This is a genomic window from Edwardsiella tarda ATCC 15947 = NBRC 105688, from assembly GCF_003113495.2.
Lineage (GTDB): Bacteria > Pseudomonadota > Gammaproteobacteria > Enterobacterales > Enterobacteriaceae > Edwardsiella > Edwardsiella tarda.
Genome location: NZ_CP084506.1, coordinates 3,253,541 through 3,273,888, shown reverse-complemented (window position 1 = coordinate 3,273,888; position 20,348 = coordinate 3,253,541). Strand labels below are relative to the sequence as shown.

The window sequence follows — 20,348 nt, the reverse complement described above, 5'->3', positions numbered from 1 at the left end:
GATTTTCCCCGTAGTCTGTGGGTTGCTGGTAAAATCAGCGCTTGTGTAAATGGGGTAACTTTGCATAATGCCCTGACTTTGACTATCCAGGTAGATGAAACACGACATGAATGAAGTGATCACAGCGGAATTTGATGAAAACGGCCGTGCCATACGCCGGATTCGTAGCTTTGTACGCCGTCAGGGGCGCCTGACCAAAGGGCAGCAACTGGCGTTAGAACAGTACTGGCCGCTGATGGGTGTCGAGTTTACGCCCGAAGCGCTGGATCTGCCGACACTGTTCGGCCGTCAGGCGCCGGTGGTGTTGGAGATCGGTTTCGGCATGGGGGCCTCGCTGGTCACCATGGCAGAGCAACACCCGGAGCGCGACTTCCTCGGTATTGAGGTGCATTCGCCGGGCGTGGGCGCCTGCCTGGCGTCGGCGCATGAGGCGGGGGTGAATAACCTGCGCGTGATGTGTCACGATGCCGTCGAGGTGTTAGAGCGGATGATCCCCGACGCCTCGCTGGATATGGTGCAGCTGTTTTTCCCCGATCCGTGGCATAAGGCGCGCCATCATAAGCGCCGTATCGTGCAGCCCGCTTTCGCCGAGCGCATCCGTGGCAAGCTGAAGGTCGGTGGCGTGTTCCACATGGCGACCGACTGGGAAAACTATGCCGAGCATATGCTGGAAGTAATGAATCATGCGCCGGGCTATCGCAACCTGTCCGACGATAATACCTATGTCCCACGTCCTGACTCGCGTCCGGTCACTAAGTTTGAACTGCGCGGTCAGCGTCTGGGGCATGGCAACTGGGACCTGATGTTTGAGAGGGTAGAGTAATGGCGAAAAATCGTAGTCGTCGTCTGCGCAAAAAGCTGCACATTGACGAGTTTCAGGAAGTGGGCTTTAGCGTCAGTTGGCGTTTTGCCGAGGGTACGCCGGTTGAGACGGTCGATGCCGTACTCGATCGCCTGATCGATGAAGTGATCGAACCGCAGGGGTTGGCCTTTGACGGCAGCGGCTACCTGCGCTGGGAAGGGTTGATCTGCCTGCAACAGATCGGTCGATGCAGCGATGAGCAGCGTCAACTGATCAAGGGTTGGCTGGAAGGCCAAGGGATGCTGGACGTGGTAGTCAGCGACCTGTTTGATGTGTGGTGGGAATAACGCCCTCGCACCGGCGCCGCCCATGCGGTGGCGCCCTATCCCTTCTGTATTTCGTTCTCTCTGAGGTTCTCCTGTCGCCCCGCCCCCAACCCTAACCCTGTCGGCCTGGGCGCACACGGCCTCGTCGAGGAGAGCGCGTCTGTAGTAACCTTAAGCGTGATGGCACGGTCTGTGCCCCGTGGAGTCGATAGTCTCGCCATGCAAACTGAATTAAGCGATCAACTCTTAGCCGAGATCTTGGATCAGGTCCGCCCATTACTGGGCCGAGGACGAGTAGCCGATTATATTCCGGCCTTGGCCGAGGTCCCGGCGGATAGGTTGGGGATTGCGGTGTGCACCGTCGATGGGCAACTATTTTCTGCCGGCGATGCCGCCGAGCGTTTCTCCATCCAATCGATCTCCAAGGTATTAAGCCTGACGCTGGCGATGCACCGCTACAGCGAGGCGGAGATCTGGCAACGGGTTGGCAAGGAGCCCTCTGGTCAGCCGTTTAATTCGCTGGTACAGCTGGAGCTGGAGCAGGGTAAGCCGCGTAACCCCTTTATTAACGCCGGAGCGCTGGTGGTGTGTGACATGTTGCAGACCCGTCTTAGCGCGCCGCGTCAGCGCATGTTGGAGGTGGTGCGCGGGCTGAGCGGTAGCGATGATATCTGCTACGACGCGCGAGTCGCCCGATCCGAGTTCGAGCACTCCGATCGTAACGCGGCCATCGCCTACCTGATGAAGTCGTTCGGCAACTTTGATAACGACGTGATCACCGTGCTGCACAATTACTTCCACTACTGTGCTTTAAGAATGAACTGTATGGAACTGGCGCGTACTTTTGTTTATCTTGCCAATCGGGGACGCGCCCTGGGACTCGACACGCCGATGATCGGTGAGCGTCAGGCGCGCCAGATCAATGCGCTGATGGTGACCAGTGGGCTGTATGATGGGGCGGGGGAGTTCGCTTATCGCGTCGGCATGCCCGGTAAGTCGGGGGTCGGTGGCGGCATCATCGCCGTGGTACCGCGCGAGATGAGTATCGCCGTCTGGAGTCCACAGCTGGATGGCTGTGGTAATTCATTGGCCGGAGTCGCAGCGTTGGAGTGTTTAGCCCAGCGCCTTGGCCGTTCAATATTTTAACGAGGTCATGATGGGTAAATGGGGATGTTCCCTGCTGCTGTTGCTGGCGGCGACACAGGCGCAGGCCGCTTGGCAATGCCAGGTCAAACCGCAGGATGACATTATTATCGGTGCACAACAGGTGCAGATCGTCGGCGCCAGCGGCAACCTACAAATTGCTCGCGATGGCGCGGTGACCCGCGATGGTCATCCGTTGGCGTTGAGCGCCGATGCCCGTCGCCAGGCCGAGACGCTCCAGCGTGATATTCGGCGCGACGTGCCGTGGATCGATCAGGGGATTCAGACCCGCCTGGATCGTGCTCGTGGCGCGCTAGATAACATCATCGTCGAGCAGTTGGGCAGCGACAGCCATGTGCGTCAACGCCTGGCGACGCTGGATACCCAGCTCAAGGCACAGATGAACCGGGTGTTGGAGAAACGCAGCGATGGTTACGCCTTCCATCACCAGGCGATAGCGCAAGTGGAGAAAGAGGGGCAGACGTTGGTGAATCAGACACTGGGTGGCGTATTACAAGATAGCATCAATGAGATGGGGGCTAAGGGATTGCTGCAAGCCGGCAAGTCGGATAATCCGTTGCAGGCGGTGTTGGGCAATCTCGGCGGCCTGCAACAGGCCATCCGTAGCGAGTGGGATAAGCAGGATAACGACCTACGAGCCTTCGGTCAGCAGGCTTGTGAGCGTGTGCAGTCGCTGGACAGCCAGCGTAAGGCCTTGCTGAAGGCGTTGCCTGCCTCCTAACGGTGATCCACGCCACAGAATATGACCCGGCCCGTGTGCCGGGTTTTTTTGTGCCATCTTTTGCCCTGCCATCTGTCTTGCTTTGCTGTTTTAATGTTACCCACATCGACCATGGAGGGTAACTATATGAAAATTAAATATAATTCATTGTTTAGATATGGCTTTTTTATGCTTGCGATTGGACTGGCTCTCCCTACAGTTTCATACGCCGCCGTGGTGCCTGCGGGGGAGGCGCTGGCGGTGAATCAGGTATTGACGCGTAATAATGGTAGCGAGCCCGCCTCCCTCGACCCACACAAGTCGGAGAGCGATGTGGAGTTCAACATCATCCGTGACTTCTTCGAGGGGCTGTTGACCCTCGATGGCGAGGGGAAGCTGCGTCCCGGGTTGGCCGAGCGCTGGCAAAGCGAGGATGGGCGGATATGGACCTTCTCGCTACGCCCCGATCTGCAGTGGTCCAACGGTGAGGCGCTGACGGCGCAGGATCTGGTATTTAGTTGGCAGCGGCTGATCGACCCGGCCACCGCCTCGCCCTACGGCACCTACTTGGTCAATATGGGGGTGGAGAACGCTAGTGAGATTCAAGAGGGCAAGCTGCCGCCCAGCGCATTAGGCGTCGCGGCACCGGATGCGCGCACGTTGCGCGTCACCTTGGTGCAGCCGTTGTCCACCTTCCTGCCGATGGTGGTGCATCCGACGCTGGTGCCGCTCAACGCGCGGGTGATCGCCCGTTATGGCGACAAGTGGACCCAGCCAGGCAACTTTGTGGGCAATGGCGCCTATACCCTCGGCGATTGGATCGTTAACGAGCGCGTGAGCGGAGTTCGCAACCCGCGTTACTGGGATGATGCCCACACAGTCATCGATCGGGTCACCTATCTGCCGATCGCCTCGGAGACGGCTGGTTTTAACCGTTATCGCGCCGGGGAACTCGACATTAGCAGCATCCCGAGTCCGCAGTTCGCCGCCCTGCGCAAGGAGTTGGGCGATGAGATCCAGATCTTCCCCAAGCTCGGTACCTACTATTACCACTTCAATACCCGTAAGGCACCCTTCGATGATGCGCGGGTGCGCCTGGCCCTGAATCTGGGGCTGGACAAGGATGTCATCGCGGAGAAGGTGCTCGGCCAAGGGCAGCGCCCCGCCTGGTTGCTCAGCGCCGAGCATATCGGTGGCATGACGTTCCATGGCCCAGATTACGCCAGTTGGCCGCGTGAGAAGCGTTTTGAGCGAGCCAAGGCGTTGCTGGCCGAGGCAGGATTCGGGCCCGCTAATCCGCTGAGTTTCTCGTTGCTGTATAACACCTCCGAGGGACATCAGCGTATCGCCATCGCCGCCGCCTCGATGTGGAAGAAGAATCTGGGGGTCGAGGCTAAGTTGAATAATCAGGAGTGGAAATCCCTGCTGGATACCATGCGCAATGGCGACTTCGAGCTGGTTCGGACCTCTTGGATCGCCGACTATGACGATCCGGCGGCGATGTTGAGTGGTTTTCGTAGCGGTGACAGCAACAATACGCCGAAGTACAGCAATCCCCGTTTCGATGCCTTGTTGACGCAGGCGGTGGCCAGTCAGGATCAGGCGGAGCGCCAGCAGTTGTTCCAACAGGCCGAGGCCATCCTGGCCGAGGATGTTCCCACGATTCCACTCTATCACTACGTCAGCGTACGGTTAGTGAAGCCCTATGTCGGCGGGTTTAATCCCGGCAATATGGACTATATCTACACCAAGGACATGTATATCCGCGCCCATTGAGGCCACGCGGCGCCCTTGCAGTGACGAGGGCGCCGTAGGAGGGCCGGGGTTAGAGGAACAGCTCCAGCAGCGAGTTAAGGAACAGCTTGCCGTGTGGCGTGATCTGCCAGTGGCTGGGGCTTTCACTGATGTAGCCCTGCGCTAGCGCCGCCTCCAACTGCGGGCGGATGGTCGCCTCGTCCACCCCGGTGTAGGCGGTAAAGTCGGCGCGCGGCGCCGGCTCCAGTAGACGGAAGCGATTCATGAAGAACTCGAACGGGCGATCCGCTAACGTTACCTGTTGCTGCTGATCCAGGTAGTTTCCCTGCATATAGCCACGCGGATGGCGCGTCTTGGCGCGCCGCTCAATGCGTCCGTCGACGAAGGTCAGTTTGCCGTGAGCCCCGCAACCGATGCCGAGGTAATCGCCGAAGCGCCAGTAATTGAGGTTATGCTGGCACTGGCGTCCCGCTAAGGCGTAGGCCGACGTTTCGTATTGCTGGTAGCCGTTGGCCCGTAGCAGGCGGTCGCCCTGCTCGAAGATCTCCCACAGGGCATCGTCATCCGGCAGGCGCGGCGGGCGTGAACCGAATAGGGTATTCGGCTCGATGGTGAGCTGATACCACGAGAGATGTGGCGGATTCAGGGCGATGGCTTGGCGTAGATCGTCTAGTGCCTCCTGCTGACTCTGCTGTGGCAGGCCATGCATCAGATCCAGGTTAAAACTCCGTAATCCTAGGCTTGATGCGAGTTGCGCGGCGGCGATGGCCTCTTGGGGGCCATGGATGCGTCCCAGGCGTTGGAGTTTGTCGGCACTGAAGCTTTGCACCCCGATGGAGATGCGGTTGACCCCGGCGCGTTGGTAGGCACTGAAACGCTCGGCCTCTACGGTGCCCGGATTCGCCTCCATGGTGATCTCGGCATCGGCTGCCAACGGCAGGCGAGCACGGACGCCATCCAACAGCCGTTGCAACGCCTCACCGCTGAACAAGCTAGGCGTGCCACCACCGATGAAGAGGGTGCTCAGGGGGCGCCCGGCGACGCGCGGCAACTCCTGATCCAGATCGGCCAGCAGGTGGTCGACATAAGCCTGTTGTGGGATCTCGCCCTTCTGCGCATGGGAGTTGAAGTCACAGTAGGGGCACTTCTGTACGCACCAGGGAATATGGATATACAGGCTGAGCGGCGGCAGCTTAAGCATGGCGCATCAGATCCAATAGCTGTTGCAGTGCCTGGCCTCGGTGTGAAATGGCGCGCTTTTGCTCGCGGCTCAGTTGCGCCGCGGTGCAGCCCAGCGCCGGGATGAAGAAGAGGGGATCGTAGCCGAAGCCGCCTTCGCCACAGGGTGCCGTGGCGATCTCGCCCTGCCAGACGCCGTGGCATACCAGCGGGGTCGGATCGTCGGCGTGGCGCAGATAGACCAGTACACAGTGGAAGCGAGCCTGGCGCTGGCCGGTGGGGACGTCACGCAGGGCATGCAGCAATTTTTCCATGTTGGCCGCATCGTTGGCCTCCTCACCGGCATAACGAGCGGAGTAGATCCCTGGCGCGCCGCCGAGCGCATCGACGGCCAGGCCAGAGTCGTCGGCGATCGCCGGTAATCCGCTCTGGCGAGCGGCATGGCGAGCCTTGAGGATGGCGTTTTCGATAAAGGTCAGCCCGGTCTCTTCGGCACTGTCGATGCCCAATTCGCTCTGGGCAACGATGTCCAGGCCAAAGTCGGCCAGCAGGGAGGCCAGTTCACGGACTTTACCGGCGTTACCGGTGGCGAGTACCACTTGTTGCATGATTCGGATCCTATTGAGGACAACGGCAGGCCGATAGGGCCTGCCGTTGTGTCGTATCAGTGTGCGGCGAGGGTGTTTCCCGCCGTTATTCGAGCGCTGCCGCCACCACGTCGGGGATCTGTTGCGGCTGGTGGATGCGCAGCTGTTTATGGCGCCCCAATTCCCCCTTCTCGATGGTGATTAGGCTCTTGGCGACACGAAACTGTTTGGCGATGAATTTTATCAGGTGAGCGTTAGCCTGACCATCGACCGGCGGTGCGGTGATCGCCACCTTCAACTCTTCACCATGCAGGCCGACGATCTGATCGCGACTGGCCTTGGGCTGAATATACAGCCGCAGGATCCAGTCATCGCCTGCTCGACTGACTGCACTCACAGCAGGAACCACAGCTGGCCGAATAGATCGATGCCCAAATAGTTGAGCAGATAGAGCACCAGAATCACCACCATGGCGGAGAAGTCTAGCCCACCCATCGCCGGGATGATGCGGCGGATCGGCGCCATCATCGGCTCGGTCAGTTGATAGAGTACATAGTCCATCGGGCTGCGCCCCTGGCTTATCCAGCTCATGATGGAGCGGATGATGATCACCCAGAACACCAGATAACCGGCGGACTTGACCACCGAGATCAGGCCAAAGAGTAGGTTATAGGGACTGAGGGAGAGCGAACCGCTCTGGATCAGTAACAGTAGCGGGTATTTGACGGTCATCAGGATGAACGCCAACAGCAGCGAGGCGGAGTCGATCGGCCCCAGCGGCGGCAGGATGCGACGCAGCGGTGCGACCACCGGTTGGGTCAGCTTGACGATAAACTGCGAGAGCGGGTTGTAGAAGTCGCTACGTGCCCACTGCATCCAGATACGCAATAGCAGCACCATGACATACAGATCGAGCAGGGTTTTGACCAGAAACGTCAGTGTTAGCATGAAAAGCCCTTTTTCCATCGATAATAAAGCTTACCCGCCGGTGCGCCGGACGGGGTGATAAAACAGGCTGCCGTCGGCAGCCTGACGTCGCCGTGTGTTAGGCGTGACCGTAGTCGCGTGCGCCGAAAATCGCGGTGCCGATACGCACCAGGGTGCTGCCGGCGGCGATGGCGGCCTCCATGTCGTGGGTCATCCCCAGCGACAGGGTATCCAACTGCGGGTAACGCTGTTGCAGGGTTTGCAGCGCCTGAGCCATACGACGGCAGACGGCCAACTGCCGCGCCGGATCGTCCTCTGGCGCCGGGATGGCCATCAGGCCACGCAGGCGTAGATTGGGTAACTGGCTGATGGCGTCTGCCAGCGCATCGACCTGCTCCAGGGCGATCCCGGACTTGCTCTGTTCGTCGCTGATGTTCACCTGGATCAACACATTGAGCGGCGCTAACGTCGCCGGGCGCTGTTCGTTTAGGCGTTGGGCGATTTTTACACGATCGATAGTATGGATCCAATCGAAATGCTCGGCGACCAGGCGGCTCTTATTGGATTGGAGCGGTCCGATGAAGTGCCAGGTCAATGTCGTCTCACCGGGCTGTTGGCGGTAATGCTGGATCTTGCTAACGCCTTCCTGCACATAGTTTTCGCCGAAGGCACGTTGACCCGCAGCGATGGCGGCGTCGATGTCGGCGATGGGCTTGGTCTTGCTGACCGCCAATAGCGTGATGGCGTGCGGGTCGCGCCCGCACTGTTCGGCCGCGCGGGCGATACGCTGACGGACCGCGTTGAGCTGGTGTTCAATGGTACTGTTCATGATGCCTCGTCCCGGGGAGTGGGAAATCGTGCCGGTCGCACTGAGCGGCGGCAACCCTCGCGTAGTGTAAAGCAAAACGGCGCCGCGCTGCACGCTTCGCGCCAATGCCTGGGGCGGCGTCCCATCGTTCATAGATGGGGGCGTTTTAGCGAGAGTCAATCCATCGCGGCGGTGCGCGGCGGCGGGATGGTCGTTAGCCGGCGTGATTATCGAACCAGCTTTCGAGGATCAGCGCGGCGGAGGCGGCGTCGACGCGTCCCTTCTCCAAGGCACGGTAACCGCCATCGGCGAACAGGTGGGCGCGGGCCTCGACGGTGCTCAGGCGTTCGTCATGCAGGGCAATCTGTACACCGAAGCGGCCATGCAGGCGATTGGCGAACTTGCGCGCGAGTTGCGTCAGCGGTTGTTCACTGCCATCCATGTTCAGCGGCAGGCCGACCACCACCAGATCCGGCTGCCATTCGCGTAGCACCTTTTCTATCTGCTGCCAGTCGGGAATACCCTCGTTGGCCTTAAAGGATTGCAGCGGGCGCGCGCTGCCGGTCAGCTCCTGACCGATGGCGCAGCCGATGCTGCGGGTGCCAAAGTCGAAGGCGAGTAAGGTACGGGAATTCATCAGGCGTGTCCTGCGTTACAAGGCATATTACGGATATCCACCCCCAGCTTTTTCGCCGCGCAGATCCAGCGGTCAGCCAGCGGGGTGTGGAATAGGATCTGACTGTCGGCTTCCACCGTCAACCAGGCGTTGTCGAGCAACTCTTGCTCCAGTTGCCCTTTGCTCCAGCTACAGTAACCCAAGGTGACCAGGATCTCCTCAGGCTGACGATCGGTACCCAGAGTCTCCAACACGTCGCGCGAGGTGGTCAGCATACAGCCGGGGCCGATGTCGGCGCTGGAGCCGAAGGCATCGCTCGGGCTGTGCAGGACGAAGCCGCGATCTTCTGCCAATGGGCCACCGGCTAGCACCGGCTTATCGAGGCGGATGGCGGCGTCGCGTGGCGTCGGCTCGATGTCGAGCTTCTCCAGCAGGGTGGATAAGGTGAGCTGCTCCAGGGGTTTATTAATGATCATGCCCATGGCGCCATCCTCATTGTGCTCGCACACATAGATGACGGTGCGTTTGAAGCGACTGTCCTGCATAGAAGGCATGGCAATCAGAAAATGGTGCGCTAGTTTCATGGTGATATTTTCAACTCGCTGTTTTTGTAGGCATCAGTATGCGAATTTTTGCCGCGCAAGTCACGGGGCGAGCGGCGGGTATTCGATGCAGCGCATGCTATGGCGGCGTAGGCCGACAGCGTGCTGGCGCGGGAGAAGGCGAGGGTGAGACAACGGAAAATACTGGGGCGAGTGTTTTACCCGCCCCGAGCGGTTACCTAGATGGCATCAATCAGCGTGCGGCTAGGCGGGCCTCGATGGCATCCATCAACATCCCGGTGATGGAGACCGGGAAGGCCGCCTCGATCTCGCGAACACAGGTCGGGCTGGTGACGTTGATCTCCGTCAGACGGTCGCCGATGATGTCCAGACCGACGAAGATCAGCCCCTTCTGCTTGAGGATCGGCGCAACCTTACGTGCGATGGCCCAGTCACTCTCGCTCAGGGGACGGGCCTCGCCGCGCCCGCCGGCCGCCAGGTTGCCGCGCGTCTCACCGCTCTTCGGAATACGAGCCAGACAGTAAGGCACCGGCTCGCCATCCACGACCAGGACACGCTTATCACCCTCCTTGATGGCGGGCAGGTAGTTTTGCGCCATGCAGAAACGATGACCGTGTTCGGTGAGGGTTTCGATGATCACCGATACGTTCGCATCATCCTGCTTGATACGGAAGATCGAGGCGCCGCCCATGCCATCCAACGGCTTGAGAATGATATCGCCGTGGCGAGCGTGGAAGTCGCGCAGATGGTCGGCACGGCGCGTGACCAGGGTATCCGGCGTCAGGTCGGCGAACCAGGCGGTAAACAGCTTTTCGTTGCAGTCACGCAGGCTCTGTGGTTTGTTGACGATCAGGGTGCCGTGGGCCTCGGCGCGCTCCAGAATATAAGTGGCGTAGATAAACTCGGTGTCGAACGGCGGATCCTTACGCATCAGGATCACATCGAGATCGGCCAACGCGATATCCTGTTCGCCGTCAAAACGATACCAGCTGGTCTTATCGTCGCTGACGCTGAGCAGACGCGTCTGCGCGCGGGCTTCCCCCTGGTGTAGGTAGAGATCGGCCATCTCCATATAGTGCAGTTGGTAGCCGCGACGCTGTGCCTCCAGCAACATGGCGAAGCTGGTGTCTTTCTTGATGTTAATGGATGCGATGGGATCCATCACAATACCGAGCTTAATCATACTATTCTCCTGTCTCCTTCGCGGATTCTGCCTCAGCCTAAGTCGCCAAAGCGGACCTGAAGTGCGGTAATGGCGGTTAACGCCGTCGTCTCGGTGCGCAGAACGCGCGGCCCCAATAGAATATCAGTAAAGTGGTAGTCGGCGGTCATGGCAATCTCACTCGCCGACAGGCCACCCTCAGGGCCGATCAGCAAGCGTACCCGGCTGAGGGGCTGCGGCAGGGTGTTGATGCTGGCGCTGGCGCGCGGGTGGAGGTTGAGCCGCAGGCCATCGTCCGGCTCGGCGCACCACGCCTCCAGCGTCATCGCCGGGCGGATCAGCGCCAGGCTATTGCGCCCGCACTGCTCACAGGCGGCGATGGCGATCTTTTGCCACTGCTGCTGCTTCTTCGCCAGCCGCTCCGCATCCAGCCGTACACCACAGCGTTCGGAGATCAGTGGGGTAATGACGTTGACGCCCAACTCGATCGACTTCTGGATAGTGAACTCCATCTTTTCGCCGCGTGACATCACCTGCCCCAGATGCAGGTGCAATGGCGACTCACGGTTCTCCTCATGCACCGCCGTCAGGCGTACGCGCACGCTCTTCTTATCGGCACTGACGATCTCGGCGTCGAAGACCCGGTTACTGCCATCGAACAGCTGTAAGGCGTGACCGGGTCCCATTCGTAAGACGCGGCCAACGTGGTTGGCGGCATCGTCGGACAGGTTGACTTCGCCGGGAATGCTCAGGGGCTGTGGGTGGTAAATACGGGGAATGCGCATGCAGGATCCTCAGACAGGGTAAAAAGGGCGTGCCTCGGCACGCCTTCACGACTGTGCGCGATTATATACCCGTCATGCGCCGAGTGGCAGTGATGGCGAAAGCGATCACGGTTTGCTTGCCGCGCAGGCCTGTTGGACGTAAGGGTTCGGGTTGCCCTGTACTTTGGCGATGCGAGCCTCACGCTCACACTCCCAGGCGGTGACGGGGTATTGACGGTTCCACACCTCAAACAGGCGGGTCTGCTGCGCAGAGAGGCGGATGTGGTAGCGATCGCGCATATAGAAGTAGGTGCGCGCGATGGCCCCACGTGCGCGTTCCGGCGGCTCTGCCTGCTTGTTTTTAAAGTCCACCTTCATCGTACACTGGCCGTATTGCCCCTCGCCGCCACGCCACTGACTGAAGGCGAAGTTGCTGCGATCGCCATTCACCTCGCCGATGGCCGGTTGCAGGTTATGCAGGTCGGTTTCGATGCGCACATAGTTTGGGTTCTTGGCGCAGTTTTTCCGTCCCCCTTCCTGCCAGCACTGGAGTTGATGGCCAAACTGCCAGGCCGGCATCACGTGCTCCCATTCGATGCGCTCGGCACGACGGGCATTCTTCCGTACCTGGTAACCGCAACTGGCGAGATCGGGGGTACCTTTTTTCCCCTGCCATTCAATGCGGCAGCCACAGTAAAAGGTACCGGGTGCATCATGGTTGATCTTGACGGCGACGGCCTTGGCCTGGGTGAAGTTGTGGATCTTATCTGCCTGTGCCTGGGCACTCAACGGCAGTAGCATGGCGCCCAACAGGGCGGCGAGAGAGAGTAGGGTTTTGCCTGACATCTTCTAAAATCTTGTCACAGTGAGAAAGCCAGCAGGGTAGACAATACAATGCGCTCGGGCAACCCTTTGCGGCTATCGCGCGAGAGTTTGGGAAATGAATGGGAAAGTTTTGCGTGCGATTTAGCGTGTGGCGGACTCGGGACTCCAGCACAGGGTGTCTCCGCACTGGCGGCATTGGTAACGCGATTCGCCGCGTTGGACGCGATTGTGGCGGCGTAGCGTCAGCTGATGCAACTGGCAACGGCAACGGTAGGGGAAGGTCGCCCCACGCACCGAGTCGACGGTAAAACGATGCGTACGACGAGGCTCGCTGTCGAGGATGTCGCGCATCATCCAGCGCCACTCAGTGCCATGGGGGGCGACACGGCCAAACTGGCGATACACCAGCAGATGGGCGAGCTCGTGTGGGATCACTTCGGTGATGAAGGGTTGGCCATTCTCCAGCAACAATATCGGGTTGAGGCGGATCTCCCACTGCTGGGGCCAGGCCGTTCCGGCGATGGTGCCACGTTGGCGGTAGTGCAGTGTGGGGAGGGGGAACGTGGCGTCTAGCCGTTGTTCGGCGAGAGCCAACTTGCTGCGCAGGGTATGCATGACCGACTGCTGTAGGGCGATGGGAATACGTGCTGTGTTCATGGTGGCCAGCATAGCGGTAGTGACGGGGCGCTTCAAGCCTGGCGTATGGCTGAGCGTTGGAGGCGAATAGATTAATTAAATTAAACGATTCGTTACCCTCGATCTTATTTCCCCTCACTAATATTAATCTTACAGAAATATAGTGTGGGGCCTGGGCGATGAAGGGAATATTATCTCAATGATTATAAAGTATATTTATTCCCACAAAATTCCAATGGTTATCGATAAATGTAACAGTATGAATTTTAAATAAAAAAATGCAGGTAAATTTATTGTTTCTAACGGGAAAAGATTACTTCCTTTTCTATAATTATCAGCGGAGCCTGACGGTTTGCTGACGCGCGCTCCAGTGGGCCAATGTCATGTATGGCCAATCATCATCACAGGGGAGCGCAGACTATGGCTTCTGCAAAAAAAATCGGGCTTATCGCCTGTACCGGGGTGGTTGCCGGCAACATGATGGGCAGCGGCATTGCGTTGTTGCCCGCCAACCTGGCAAGTCTCGGGTCAATCGCAGTATGGGGCTGGTTGATCGCGCTGGTGGGCGCAGTCTCGCTGGCTTATGTCTATGCCCGTTTGGCGACCAAGAACCCGCAGGAGGGGGGCCCGGTGGCCTACGCCGGCGAGGTCGGTGCGGCATTCGGGTTCCAGACCGGGGTGCTGTATTACCACGCCAACTGGATCGGTAACTTGGCGATCGGCATCACCGCCGTCTCCTATCTCTCGACCTTCTTTCCCGTGTTGAACCAGCCGATCCCGGCGGGGATTGCCTGTATCGCGATCGTCTGGATCTTTACCTTCGTCAATATGCTGGGTGGTGCTTGGGTCAGTCGCTTGACCACCCTGGGCTTGGTGTTGGTACTGATCCCGGTTATCGCTACCGGGATCGCCGGTTGGTACTGGTTCGAGCCGAGCATCTACATGGCAAACTGGAATACCTCCGGTGGTACCGACTACCATGCGATTATCAAGAGTATCCTGTTGTGTCTGTGGGCGTTTATCGGGGTTGAGTCCGCGTCCGTCAGTACGGGTATGGTCAAGGATCCGCAGCGCAACGTCCCGCTGGCTACCATGATGGGGACCTTCCTGGCCGGGGTGGTCTACATCGCCGCGACCCAGGCGATCGCCGGGATGTATCCGGCACATGAGATGGCCGCGTCTGGTGCCCCCTTCGCGATCAGCGCCTCTACCATGGTGGGCAGCTGGGCCGGGCCGGTGGTCTCCGCCTTTACCGCCTTTGCCTGCCTGACGTCGCTCGGTTCTTGGATGATGCTGGTCGGCCAGGCTGGTGCGCGCGCCGCTCACGATGGTAACTTCCCTAAGATCTATGGTGAATTGGATAAGAATGGCTTGCCGAAGAAAGGGTTATTCCTGGCCGCGATCAAGATGACCGTGCTGATGGTGTTGATCACCGTGATGAACGCCAGCGGTGGTAAGGCGTCCGATCTGTTCGGTGAGTTGACCGGTATCGCGGTGCTGTTGACCATGCTGCCCTACTTCTACTCCTGTATCGACCTGATCCGTTTCGATGGCGCCAACATCAAGAACGTTCTCAGCCTGTTGGCCTCGATTCTCGGTTGTGTGTTCTGTTTTATCGCCCTGATGGGGGCCAACTCGATTGAGCTGTCCGGTACCTTTATCGTCAGCCTGATCATCCTGATGTTCTACTCACGCAAGCTGGGCTCCGCGCAGGAGAAGGATACCGCCCCGCGTAGCTAGTCGTGACCGTTGTTAACCGACCGGCGGTGAGGATACCGCCGGTACAGCCAGTCTATTGGCCAGGAGAGTTCACATGAATATCATCGCCATAATGAATGACATGAGCGTGTATTTTAAGGAAGAGCCGCTGCGTGAGTTGCAATTGGAGCTGGAGAAGGCGGGATTTCGCATCGCCTATCCGCACGATCGTAACGATCTACTCAAACTGATCGAGAATAACGCTCGCTTATGCGGGGTGATCTTCGACTGGGATAAGTACAACCTGGCGCTGTGCGAGGAGATCAGCGCGTTGAATAAGATGCTGCCGATCTACGCCTTTGCCAATACCTATTCGACGCTGGACGTGAGCATGAGCGACTTGCGTCTGAACGTGCGTTTCTTCGAGTACACCCTGGGCAGTGCACAGGATATCGCGTTGAAGATCCGCCAGAGTACCGATCAGTACATCGATGCCATTATGCCGCCGTTGACCAAGGCGTTGTTTAAGTATGTCCACGAGGAGAAGTATACCTTCTGTACTCCGGGCCACATGGGCGGCACCGCCTTTGAAAAAAGCCCGGTGGGCACCCTGTTCTACGACTTCTACGGTGAGAATACCCTGCGTTCCGACATCTCTATCTCGGTGGCCGAGCTCGGCTCGCTGTTGGATCACAGCGGCCCGCATCGCGAGGCCGAGGAGTATATCGCCCGGACCTTTAACGCCGATCGTAGCTATATTGTGACCAACGGCACCTCGACGGCCAACAAGATCGTCGGGATGTACGCCTCGCCGGCCGGCGCCTCGATCCTGATCGACCGTAACTGCCATAAGTCACTGACTCACCTGATGATGATGAGTAATGTGGTGCCGCTGTACCTGCGCCCGACGCGTAATGCCTACGGTATCTTGGGCGGGATCCCGCGCCAGGAGTTTACCCGCGAGGCCATCGAAGAGAAGGTGCGTAACACGCCGAACGCCAGTTGGCCGGTGCATGCGGTGGTCACCAACTCCACCTATGACGGTTTGTTCTATAACACCGACTATATCAAGCAGACACTGGATGTGAAGTCGATCCACTTCGACTCCGCTTGGGTTCCCTACACCAACTTCCATCCCATCTATCAGGGCAAGGCAGGGATGAGTGGTGAGCGGGTGCCGGGTAAGGTGATCTATGAAACCCAGTCCACTCATAAGCTATTGGCCGCATTCTCTCAGGCCTCAATGATCCATGTGAAGGGGATCATCAACGAGGAGACCTTTAACGAGGCCTACATGATGCACACCTCCACCTCGCCGCACTACGGTATCGTGGCCTCGGCCGAGATGTCGGCAGCGATGATGAAGGGCAATACCGGTAAGCGCCTGATCGCCAACTCTATCGAGCGCGCCATTCGCTTCCGTAAGGAAATTAAGAGACTACGTAGCGAGTCCGAGGGGTGGTTCTTCGACGTGTGGCAACCTGACAACATCGATGACGTCGCTTGCTGGCCGCTGAATGCGCGCAACGACTGGCATGGTTTCAAGAATATCGATGATGACCACATGTTCCTGGGCCCGATCAAGGTAACGCTGTTGACCCCGGGGATGAAGGCGGACGGCACCATGGATAGCTGGGGGATCCCGGCATCGATCGTCTCCAAGTACTTAGATGAGCATGGCATCATCGTCGAGAAGACCGGGCCATATAACCTGTTGTTCCTGTTTAGCATTGGTATCGATAAGACCAAGGCCCTCAGCCTGCTGCGTGCCTTGACCGACTTCAAGCGCGTCTACGATCTCAACCTACGGGTGAAGAACGTGTTGCCGTCGCTGTATCAGGAGGCGCCGGAGTTCTATGAGAACATGCGCATTCAGGAACTGGCCCAAGGGATCCACACGCTGACCAGCGAGTCTCGCCTGCCGGATCTGATGTACAGCGCCTTCGACGTGCTGCCGACGCTGGTATTGACGCCGCACGATGCCTTCCAGGAGGAGGTCCGCGGCAATATTGAAAGCTGTCCGTTACAGCAGATGATCGGTCGGGTCAGCGCCAACATGATCCTGCCGTATCCTCCCGGTGTGCCGTTGATTATGCCGGGGGAGATGATCACCGAGGCCAGTAAACCGGTCTTGGACTTCCTGCAACTGTTGTGCGACATCGGTGCCCACTATCCCGGCTTCGAGACCGATATTCACGGGGTACAGTGCAACGGTAAGGGAGAGTATGAAGTGGTGGTACTGAAGAACCACGGTGACAAGGCGTAAACACTGGCCAACACCAGAGTAAGCGAAGACACCGCCCGAGGGCGGTGTCTTTTTATTGTCAGCTTTAAACCACCTCCTCGGGAGGTGGTGATTGTCCCTGTGAGGCTATAGCCTGAAGGAAGCCCATGCCAGAAAATTCCAGCTTACTCACCACAAGTAAGAAGGAAATCACTGACATGAGCAGTTATAGAAGTTCAGCACATGTATTCTGGCGTTGCAAATATCACTTGGTGTGGACGCCAAAGTATCGCTACAAGGTTTTAACAGGGACGGTAGGTAAAGAGCTTTATCGCTCAGTTTATATACTTTGCAATATGAAAGATTGTGAGGTACTTGAATTGAATGTTCAGACAGACCATGTTCATCTTGTCGTGATGATCCCACCGAAACTCTCGATCTCAACGCTGATGGGCGTCCTGAAAGGGCGCACAGCTATTCGTCTCTACAACAAGTTTCCGCATATACGAAAGAAGCTGTGGGGTAATCATTTTTGGGCGAGGGGATACTTTGCAGACACAGTTGGAGTGAACGAAGAAATTATCAGACGCTACGTGAGGCATCAGGATAAGAAAGATCAAGAATACGAGCAGCAAATGGCGTTATTACAGGATTAAAACGAACAAGGCCCCCTTTTAGGGGGCCCCATTTAAAGCCACCTCTTCAAGAGGTGGATTTTTACTATTGCGCCGTTCTTCACAAGGCGGGCAGCCTTGACGCCAGCGTAGCGCGCTGGCTATCCCTGGGTCAGGCTCCGGTGCAGGCGCGTTAATCCAGGATGATATGTGGATAGTAGCGCGACAGATCCTGGGTGATACGACTGCGATCTTCACGCAGGCCAATCCCCGCTGGGCTGTCGTTGACCAGCCAACTGCCGATCAGGGTGTAGCTGTCGCCAAACTTGGGTAGCGGGTGATACTGCTGCACAATCATGCCCTCTTCCCCATAGGGGCCATCGACACGCTCGATCTCCTGGCCATTCTCGACGATGCGAATATTGGCCCCCTCGCGTGAGAATAGCGGCTTAATCACATACTTCTCCAGCGGCGGCTGCTGACCATCGGCAAAGTAAGCTGGCAGCAGGTTGGGATGGTTGGGGAACATCTCCCACAACATCGGCAACAGCGCCTTGTTGGAGAGAATGCTCTTCCACGCCGGCTCCAACCAGCGCACCCCGGCATCCTCCAGCTTGGTGGAGAACATCTCGCGCAGCATAAACTCCCAGGGATAGAGCTTGAACAGGTTGCTGATCACCTGGTCTTGGGCATCGGTAAACTGCCCCTTCTCCCCGAGGCCGATCTCGTCCATATACAGGAACTCGGTGGCCAGACCGGCCTCCGCCGCGCAATCCTGTAGGTACTGCACCGTGCCACGATCCTCTTCGCTATCCTGGCAGCAGGCCATGTGCAGCAGTTGGAAGCCATAGTGACTTTTCAGCTCGGCGAAGCGGGCGATCAACTGCTCTTGCAGACTGTTGAATTGGTCGGCGTTGGCGGGAAGCTTACCGGCGCGGATTTGATCTTCCAGCCAGATCCACTGGAAGAAGGCGGACTCATACAGCGAGGTCGGCGTGTCGGCGTTGTTCTCCAGCAGTTTGGCTGGCCCTTGGCCGTCATAGGCCAGATCGAGGCGCGAATAGAGCGACGGTTGGCCGGAGCGCCAGGAGGCGCGCACGAAGTCCCAGGTGTGTTTGGGGATCTGGAAGCGGGTCAGCAGCGCCTCGCTGTCGACCACGCGCTCCACGACCTGGAGACACATCTGATGCAACTCGGCGGTGGTCTCCTCTAGCGTTTCGATCTGCGCCAGGGTGAATTGATAGTAGGCATCTTCGCACCAGTAGGGCTCGCCATACATAGTGTGGAACTGAAAACCGAATTCGCTGGCTTTGGCGCGCCAGTCTGGGCGCTCGCTGATGGCAATGCGTTTCATCGCTTAACCACCCATGCTGCGAGAGCCGGTGCTGCTGGCACTGCTGCGTTGCAGGCTGTTCTGCTTGGCGACGGTTTCACCGAAGCCGCCACGGGTGACGGTGGTGGTGGTGGCGGGTTTCGGCGCCATGGCGGTCTTCGGCACCGTCATGGTGCGCCCGCCGGCGGTCGCGGGACCATAGCTCTTGCCACTGGCGTCGACGAACTGGCCATTAGCCGGGCTGGCGGCGCCGCGCGGCGTGAACAGCGGCTGTTGGTTGAAGCCACCGCCCATCAGGCGGCCCATCATATAGCCCGCCATCAGAGGCATCCAGAAGCTGCCGCTGCTCTGTGCCGCTTCGGCATTGTTGCCATTACCCGTCGGTACCATGCCTGCCTGTGCTGGCGTCTGAGTGCATTGTCCCTCGCCGAATTCGGCGATGCAATCCTCACGGCTGGCATATTTCGGCGCGGTCTTCGCCGCCTCTTTCAGCGCGTTGTCGTAGGACTCCTTGCACTGCGCGCTCATCGAAGGATTGGCCTTGCTACAGTCGTCGGCGTTTTGATACAGCGATACCGTCTCATCGCTCTTCTCGCAGCCGGCCAGTAGGACGACTGCGCTGACGGCTAGCGCCAGCGGCGCCATGCGCCAGTGTTTGCGGAAGGCGCCGCGGTTGATGTGTTTGGTCCGTTTCATTATGTGGTTCTCCGTTGCGGGCCAAGCAAAAGCCATGCCCGTATTACCCAGATTGCCGATAGCATAGGTGAAAGCTGGTTATATTTAAAGCGCGCGGCGGCGCGCTGGCGGGGATTTACATACTCTGAAGCGAGAATGTGCCGTAGCTCGCTCTTTACGTTGGCGCCATGTTGGCGTCGTGGGCGATCGCCTCTCCTCACTCAGCCGTGGCCGGGGGATTCAGAGGTTCGCATCATCAGCCACGAGTTCCGCATCCTGCGTATCGGAGATCACCTGTGCGACCTCGTCCAGCGTGCCGATCTGGATCTCGCCAGCGCGGTCGAACTTGCTCTTATCGATCAGCAGTAGTGACTGGGCGGCACGCTTGAGCAGTAATGCCTTAAAGTCGGCGTTATAGGCGTTGGACTCCCACAACCCGCCGCGCCCGTCGATCCCCTCGCAAGAGAAGATAAACAGATCGATCTCCAATGACTTGAGCTGAGAGAGGATCGCCGGGTTGACGTAGCAGGCATACTTGCGTTGTAACAGGCCGCCGGAGCTGATCAGTTGGATATGTTGACGCTTGGCCAACTCCTGGCAGATACGCAGGCTGTTGGTAAACACGGTGATGTCGATATCGGGTAATTGACGGGCCAGGTAGTAGCAGGTCGAGCTGGCGTCGAGGGCTAGGGTCATCCCTTCATCGATCCACTCCAGCGCCTGGCGGGCGATTTCGGCCTTACCCGAGAGGTGGCTCTTCAGCCGAGCGTTGAACGGATCGCCGCTATCCTGGGTCTCCCCTCCCAAACCGGTGGCGCGTCCGTGGCGGCGCACGATCTTGCCCTGTTTCTGCAGGGTATTCAGGTCGCGGCGAATGGTTTCGCGGCTCACGTCCAGCCGTTGGGCCAGTGCCTCGGTACTCAGCGTGCCGTATTGAGCCACCAGTTGGATGATGGCCTGATGACGATCGTGTTTCATCTTCGACTCCCG

Annotated in this window: 22 protein-coding genes; 8 read left to right on the top strand and 14 right to left on the bottom strand. The window is 58.6% G+C overall.

Annotation, left to right across the window (positions count from 1 at the left end):
* Nucleotides 1–106 precede the first annotated feature (106 nt).
* The 5 genes from trmB (at nucleotide 107) to DCL27_RS15190 (ending at nucleotide 4,768) form a co-directional block, all read left to right on the top strand.
* Complete coding sequence (gene trmB, locus DCL27_RS15210) at nucleotides 107–823, top strand: tRNA (guanosine(46)-N7)-methyltransferase TrmB (RefSeq protein WP_035594129.1); 717 nt, start codon at nucleotides 107–109, stop codon at nucleotides 821–823.
* Nucleotides 823–1,149 (top strand): YggL family protein, encoded by a 327-nt coding sequence (locus DCL27_RS15205; protein WP_005280949.1) that lies wholly within the window; start codon nucleotides 823–825, stop codon nucleotides 1,147–1,149. Before trmB ends, DCL27_RS15205 begins: the two co-directional genes overlap by 1 nt.
* Before the next feature lie 198 nt (nucleotides 1,150–1,347).
* Nucleotides 1,348–2,274: a glutaminase B gene (gene glsB, locus DCL27_RS15200; RefSeq protein ID WP_005280952.1), complete on the top strand. Its 927-nt coding sequence runs from the start codon at nucleotides 1,348–1,350 to the stop codon at nucleotides 2,272–2,274.
* Nucleotides 2,275–2,284: 10 nt separating this feature from the next.
* Nucleotides 2,285–3,013 (top strand): DUF2884 family protein, encoded by a 729-nt coding sequence (locus DCL27_RS15195; protein ID WP_005296078.1) that lies wholly within the window; start codon nucleotides 2,285–2,287, stop codon nucleotides 3,011–3,013.
* Between the two features lie 126 nt (nucleotides 3,014–3,139).
* Entirely contained in the window at nucleotides 3,140–4,768 is a 1,629-nt protein-coding gene (locus tag DCL27_RS15190) for an ABC transporter substrate-binding protein (protein WP_050979553.1), read from the top strand.
* Nucleotides 4,769–4,817: 49 nt separating this feature from the next.
* On the opposite strand, the gene hemW is transcribed toward DCL27_RS15190, so the two are convergent.
* The 11 genes from hemW to DCL27_RS15135 all read right to left on the bottom strand — a co-directional run bounded on the left by hemW (nucleotide 4,818) and on the right by DCL27_RS15135 (nucleotide 12,835).
* Nucleotides 4,818–5,948, bottom strand: a complete 1,131-nt coding sequence (gene hemW, locus DCL27_RS15185) for a radical SAM family heme chaperone HemW (RefSeq protein ID WP_035596151.1) — start codon at nucleotides 5,946–5,948, stop codon at nucleotides 4,818–4,820.
* Nucleotides 5,941–6,534 (bottom strand): XTP/dITP diphosphatase, encoded by a 594-nt coding sequence (locus DCL27_RS15180; RefSeq protein WP_035596148.1) that lies wholly within the window; start codon nucleotides 6,532–6,534, stop codon nucleotides 5,941–5,943. Before DCL27_RS15180 ends, hemW begins: the two co-directional genes overlap by 8 nt.
* Before the next feature lie 85 nt (nucleotides 6,535–6,619).
* Complete coding sequence (gene yggU / locus DCL27_RS15175) at nucleotides 6,620–6,910, bottom strand: DUF167 family protein YggU (RefSeq protein WP_005280969.1); 291 nt, start codon at nucleotides 6,908–6,910, stop codon at nucleotides 6,620–6,622.
* Nucleotides 6,907–7,461: a YggT family protein gene (locus tag DCL27_RS15170; RefSeq protein WP_005296070.1), complete on the bottom strand. Its 555-nt coding sequence runs from the start codon at nucleotides 7,459–7,461 to the stop codon at nucleotides 6,907–6,909. Before DCL27_RS15170 ends, yggU begins: the two co-directional genes overlap by 4 nt.
* Before the next feature lie 97 nt (nucleotides 7,462–7,558).
* The gene (locus tag DCL27_RS15165; protein ID WP_035596145.1) at nucleotides 7,559–8,269 is read right to left on the bottom strand and encodes a YggS family pyridoxal phosphate-dependent enzyme; all 711 of its coding nucleotides are present in this window, start codon (nucleotides 8,267–8,269) and stop codon (nucleotides 7,559–7,561) included.
* Between the two features lie 193 nt (nucleotides 8,270–8,462).
* On the bottom strand, nucleotides 8,463–8,885 hold the full coding sequence (gene ruvX, locus DCL27_RS15160) for a Holliday junction resolvase RuvX (RefSeq protein ID WP_005280975.1): 423 nt from the start codon (nucleotides 8,883–8,885) through the stop codon (nucleotides 8,463–8,465).
* On the bottom strand, nucleotides 8,885–9,448 hold the full coding sequence (locus DCL27_RS15155) for a YqgE/AlgH family protein (protein WP_005280978.1): 564 nt from the start codon (nucleotides 9,446–9,448) through the stop codon (nucleotides 8,885–8,887). The genes ruvX and DCL27_RS15155 overlap by 1 nt, the downstream gene beginning before the upstream one ends.
* Nucleotides 9,449–9,659: 211 nt before the next feature.
* Entirely contained in the window at nucleotides 9,660–10,610 is a 951-nt protein-coding gene (gene gshB, locus DCL27_RS15150) for a glutathione synthase (RefSeq protein WP_005280985.1), read from the bottom strand.
* Between the two features lie 32 nt (nucleotides 10,611–10,642).
* The gene (gene rsmE / locus DCL27_RS15145) at nucleotides 10,643–11,374 is read right to left on the bottom strand and encodes a 16S rRNA (uracil(1498)-N(3))-methyltransferase (protein ID WP_005280988.1); all 732 of its coding nucleotides are present in this window, start codon (nucleotides 11,372–11,374) and stop codon (nucleotides 10,643–10,645) included.
* Between the two features lie 105 nt (nucleotides 11,375–11,479).
* Entirely contained in the window at nucleotides 11,480–12,199 is a 720-nt protein-coding gene (endA, locus tag DCL27_RS15140; RefSeq protein WP_005280990.1) for a deoxyribonuclease I, read from the bottom strand.
* Between the two features lie 120 nt (nucleotides 12,200–12,319).
* Nucleotides 12,320–12,835 (bottom strand): SprT family zinc-dependent metalloprotease, encoded by a 516-nt coding sequence (locus DCL27_RS15135; protein ID WP_035594186.1) that lies wholly within the window; start codon nucleotides 12,833–12,835, stop codon nucleotides 12,320–12,322.
* 399 nt (nucleotides 12,836–13,234) lie between these two features.
* Between DCL27_RS15135 and cadB the strand changes: the two genes are divergently transcribed.
* From cadB to tnpA, 3 genes are all read left to right on the top strand, one after another.
* Nucleotides 13,235–14,554: a cadaverine/lysine antiporter gene (cadB, locus tag DCL27_RS15130; protein ID WP_005296062.1), complete on the top strand. Its 1,320-nt coding sequence runs from the start codon at nucleotides 13,235–13,237 to the stop codon at nucleotides 14,552–14,554.
* 73 nt (nucleotides 14,555–14,627) lie between these two features.
* Nucleotides 14,628–16,778 carry a lysine decarboxylase CadA gene (locus tag DCL27_RS15125; protein ID WP_228594442.1) on the top strand — a complete coding sequence of 717 codons (2,151 nt, stop codon included), beginning with the start codon at nucleotides 14,628–14,630 and terminating at the stop codon, nucleotides 16,776–16,778.
* A gap of 176 nt (nucleotides 16,779–16,954) precedes the next feature.
* Complete coding sequence (gene tnpA / locus DCL27_RS15120) at nucleotides 16,955–17,392, top strand: IS200/IS605 family transposase (protein ID WP_109610406.1); 438 nt, start codon at nucleotides 16,955–16,957, stop codon at nucleotides 17,390–17,392.
* A 151-nt stretch (nucleotides 17,393–17,543) separates the two neighbouring features.
* Here the strand turns inward: tnpA and DCL27_RS15115 are convergent, their stop codons facing one another.
* The 3 genes from DCL27_RS15115 to fucR form a co-directional block, all read right to left on the bottom strand.
* Nucleotides 17,544–18,704, bottom strand: coding sequence for a glutathionylspermidine synthase family protein (locus tag DCL27_RS15115; protein ID WP_035598757.1), 1,161 nt, complete (start codon nucleotides 18,702–18,704; stop codon nucleotides 17,544–17,546).
* Between the two features lie 3 nt (nucleotides 18,705–18,707).
* Nucleotides 18,708–19,379 (bottom strand): DUF1190 family protein, encoded by a 672-nt coding sequence (locus tag DCL27_RS15110; protein WP_035598754.1) that lies wholly within the window; start codon nucleotides 19,377–19,379, stop codon nucleotides 18,708–18,710.
* A gap of 219 nt (nucleotides 19,380–19,598) precedes the next feature.
* Nucleotides 19,599–20,336 (bottom strand): L-fucose operon activator, encoded by a 738-nt coding sequence (gene fucR, locus DCL27_RS15105; RefSeq protein ID WP_005281009.1) that lies wholly within the window; start codon nucleotides 20,334–20,336, stop codon nucleotides 19,599–19,601.
* Nucleotides 20,337–20,348: the final 12 nt, after the last annotated feature.

Excerpts from the sequence above, each read along its gene's own strand:
- trmB (WP_035594129.1), top strand. The coding sequence starts at position 107 with ATGAATGAAGTGATCACAGCGGAATTTGATGAAAACGGCCGTGCCATA.
- DCL27_RS15205 (WP_005280949.1), top strand. The coding sequence starts at position 823 with ATGGCGAAAAATCGTAGTCGTCGTCTGCGCAAAAAGCTGCACATTGAC.
- glsB (WP_005280952.1), top strand. The coding sequence starts at position 1,348 with ATGCAAACTGAATTAAGCGATCAACTCTTAGCCGAGATCTTGGATCAG.
- DCL27_RS15195 (WP_005296078.1), top strand. The coding sequence starts at position 2,285 with ATGGGTAAATGGGGATGTTCCCTGCTGCTGTTGCTGGCGGCGACACAG.
- DCL27_RS15190 (WP_050979553.1), top strand. The coding sequence starts at position 3,140 with ATGAAAATTAAATATAATTCATTGTTTAGATATGGCTTTTTTATGCTT.
- hemW (WP_035596151.1), bottom strand. The coding sequence starts at position 5,948 with ATGCTTAAGCTGCCGCCGCTCAGCCTGTATATCCATATTCCCTGGTGC.
- DCL27_RS15180 (WP_035596148.1), bottom strand. The coding sequence starts at position 6,534 with ATGCAACAAGTGGTACTCGCCACCGGTAACGCCGGTAAAGTCCGTGAA.
- DCL27_RS15170 (WP_005296070.1), bottom strand. The coding sequence starts at position 7,461 with ATGCTAACACTGACGTTTCTGGTCAAAACCCTGCTCGATCTGTATGTC.
- DCL27_RS15165 (WP_035596145.1), bottom strand. The coding sequence starts at position 8,269 with ATGAACAGTACCATTGAACACCAGCTCAACGCGGTCCGTCAGCGTATC.
- ruvX (WP_005280975.1), bottom strand. The coding sequence starts at position 8,885 with ATGAATTCCCGTACCTTACTCGCCTTCGACTTTGGCACCCGCAGCATC.
- DCL27_RS15155 (WP_005280978.1), bottom strand. The coding sequence starts at position 9,448 with ATGAAACTAGCGCACCATTTTCTGATTGCCATGCCTTCTATGCAGGAC.
- gshB (WP_005280985.1), bottom strand. The coding sequence starts at position 10,610 with ATGATTAAGCTCGGTATTGTGATGGATCCCATCGCATCCATTAACATC.
- rsmE (WP_005280988.1), bottom strand. The coding sequence starts at position 11,374 with ATGCGCATTCCCCGTATTTACCACCCACAGCCCCTGAGCATTCCCGGC.
- endA (WP_005280990.1), bottom strand. The coding sequence starts at position 12,199 with ATGTCAGGCAAAACCCTACTCTCTCTCGCCGCCCTGTTGGGCGCCATG.
- DCL27_RS15135 (WP_035594186.1), bottom strand. The coding sequence starts at position 12,835 with ATGAACACAGCACGTATTCCCATCGCCCTACAGCAGTCGGTCATGCAT.
- cadB (WP_005296062.1), top strand. The coding sequence starts at position 13,235 with ATGGCTTCTGCAAAAAAAATCGGGCTTATCGCCTGTACCGGGGTGGTT.
- DCL27_RS15125 (WP_228594442.1), top strand. The coding sequence starts at position 14,628 with ATGAATATCATCGCCATAATGAATGACATGAGCGTGTATTTTAAGGAA.
- tnpA (WP_109610406.1), top strand. The coding sequence starts at position 16,955 with ATGAGCAGTTATAGAAGTTCAGCACATGTATTCTGGCGTTGCAAATAT.
- DCL27_RS15115 (WP_035598757.1), bottom strand. The coding sequence starts at position 18,704 with ATGAAACGCATTGCCATCAGCGAGCGCCCAGACTGGCGCGCCAAAGCC.
- DCL27_RS15110 (WP_035598754.1), bottom strand. The coding sequence starts at position 19,379 with ATGAAACGGACCAAACACATCAACCGCGGCGCCTTCCGCAAACACTGG.
- fucR (WP_005281009.1), bottom strand. The coding sequence starts at position 20,336 with ATGAAACACGATCGTCATCAGGCCATCATCCAACTGGTGGCTCAATAC.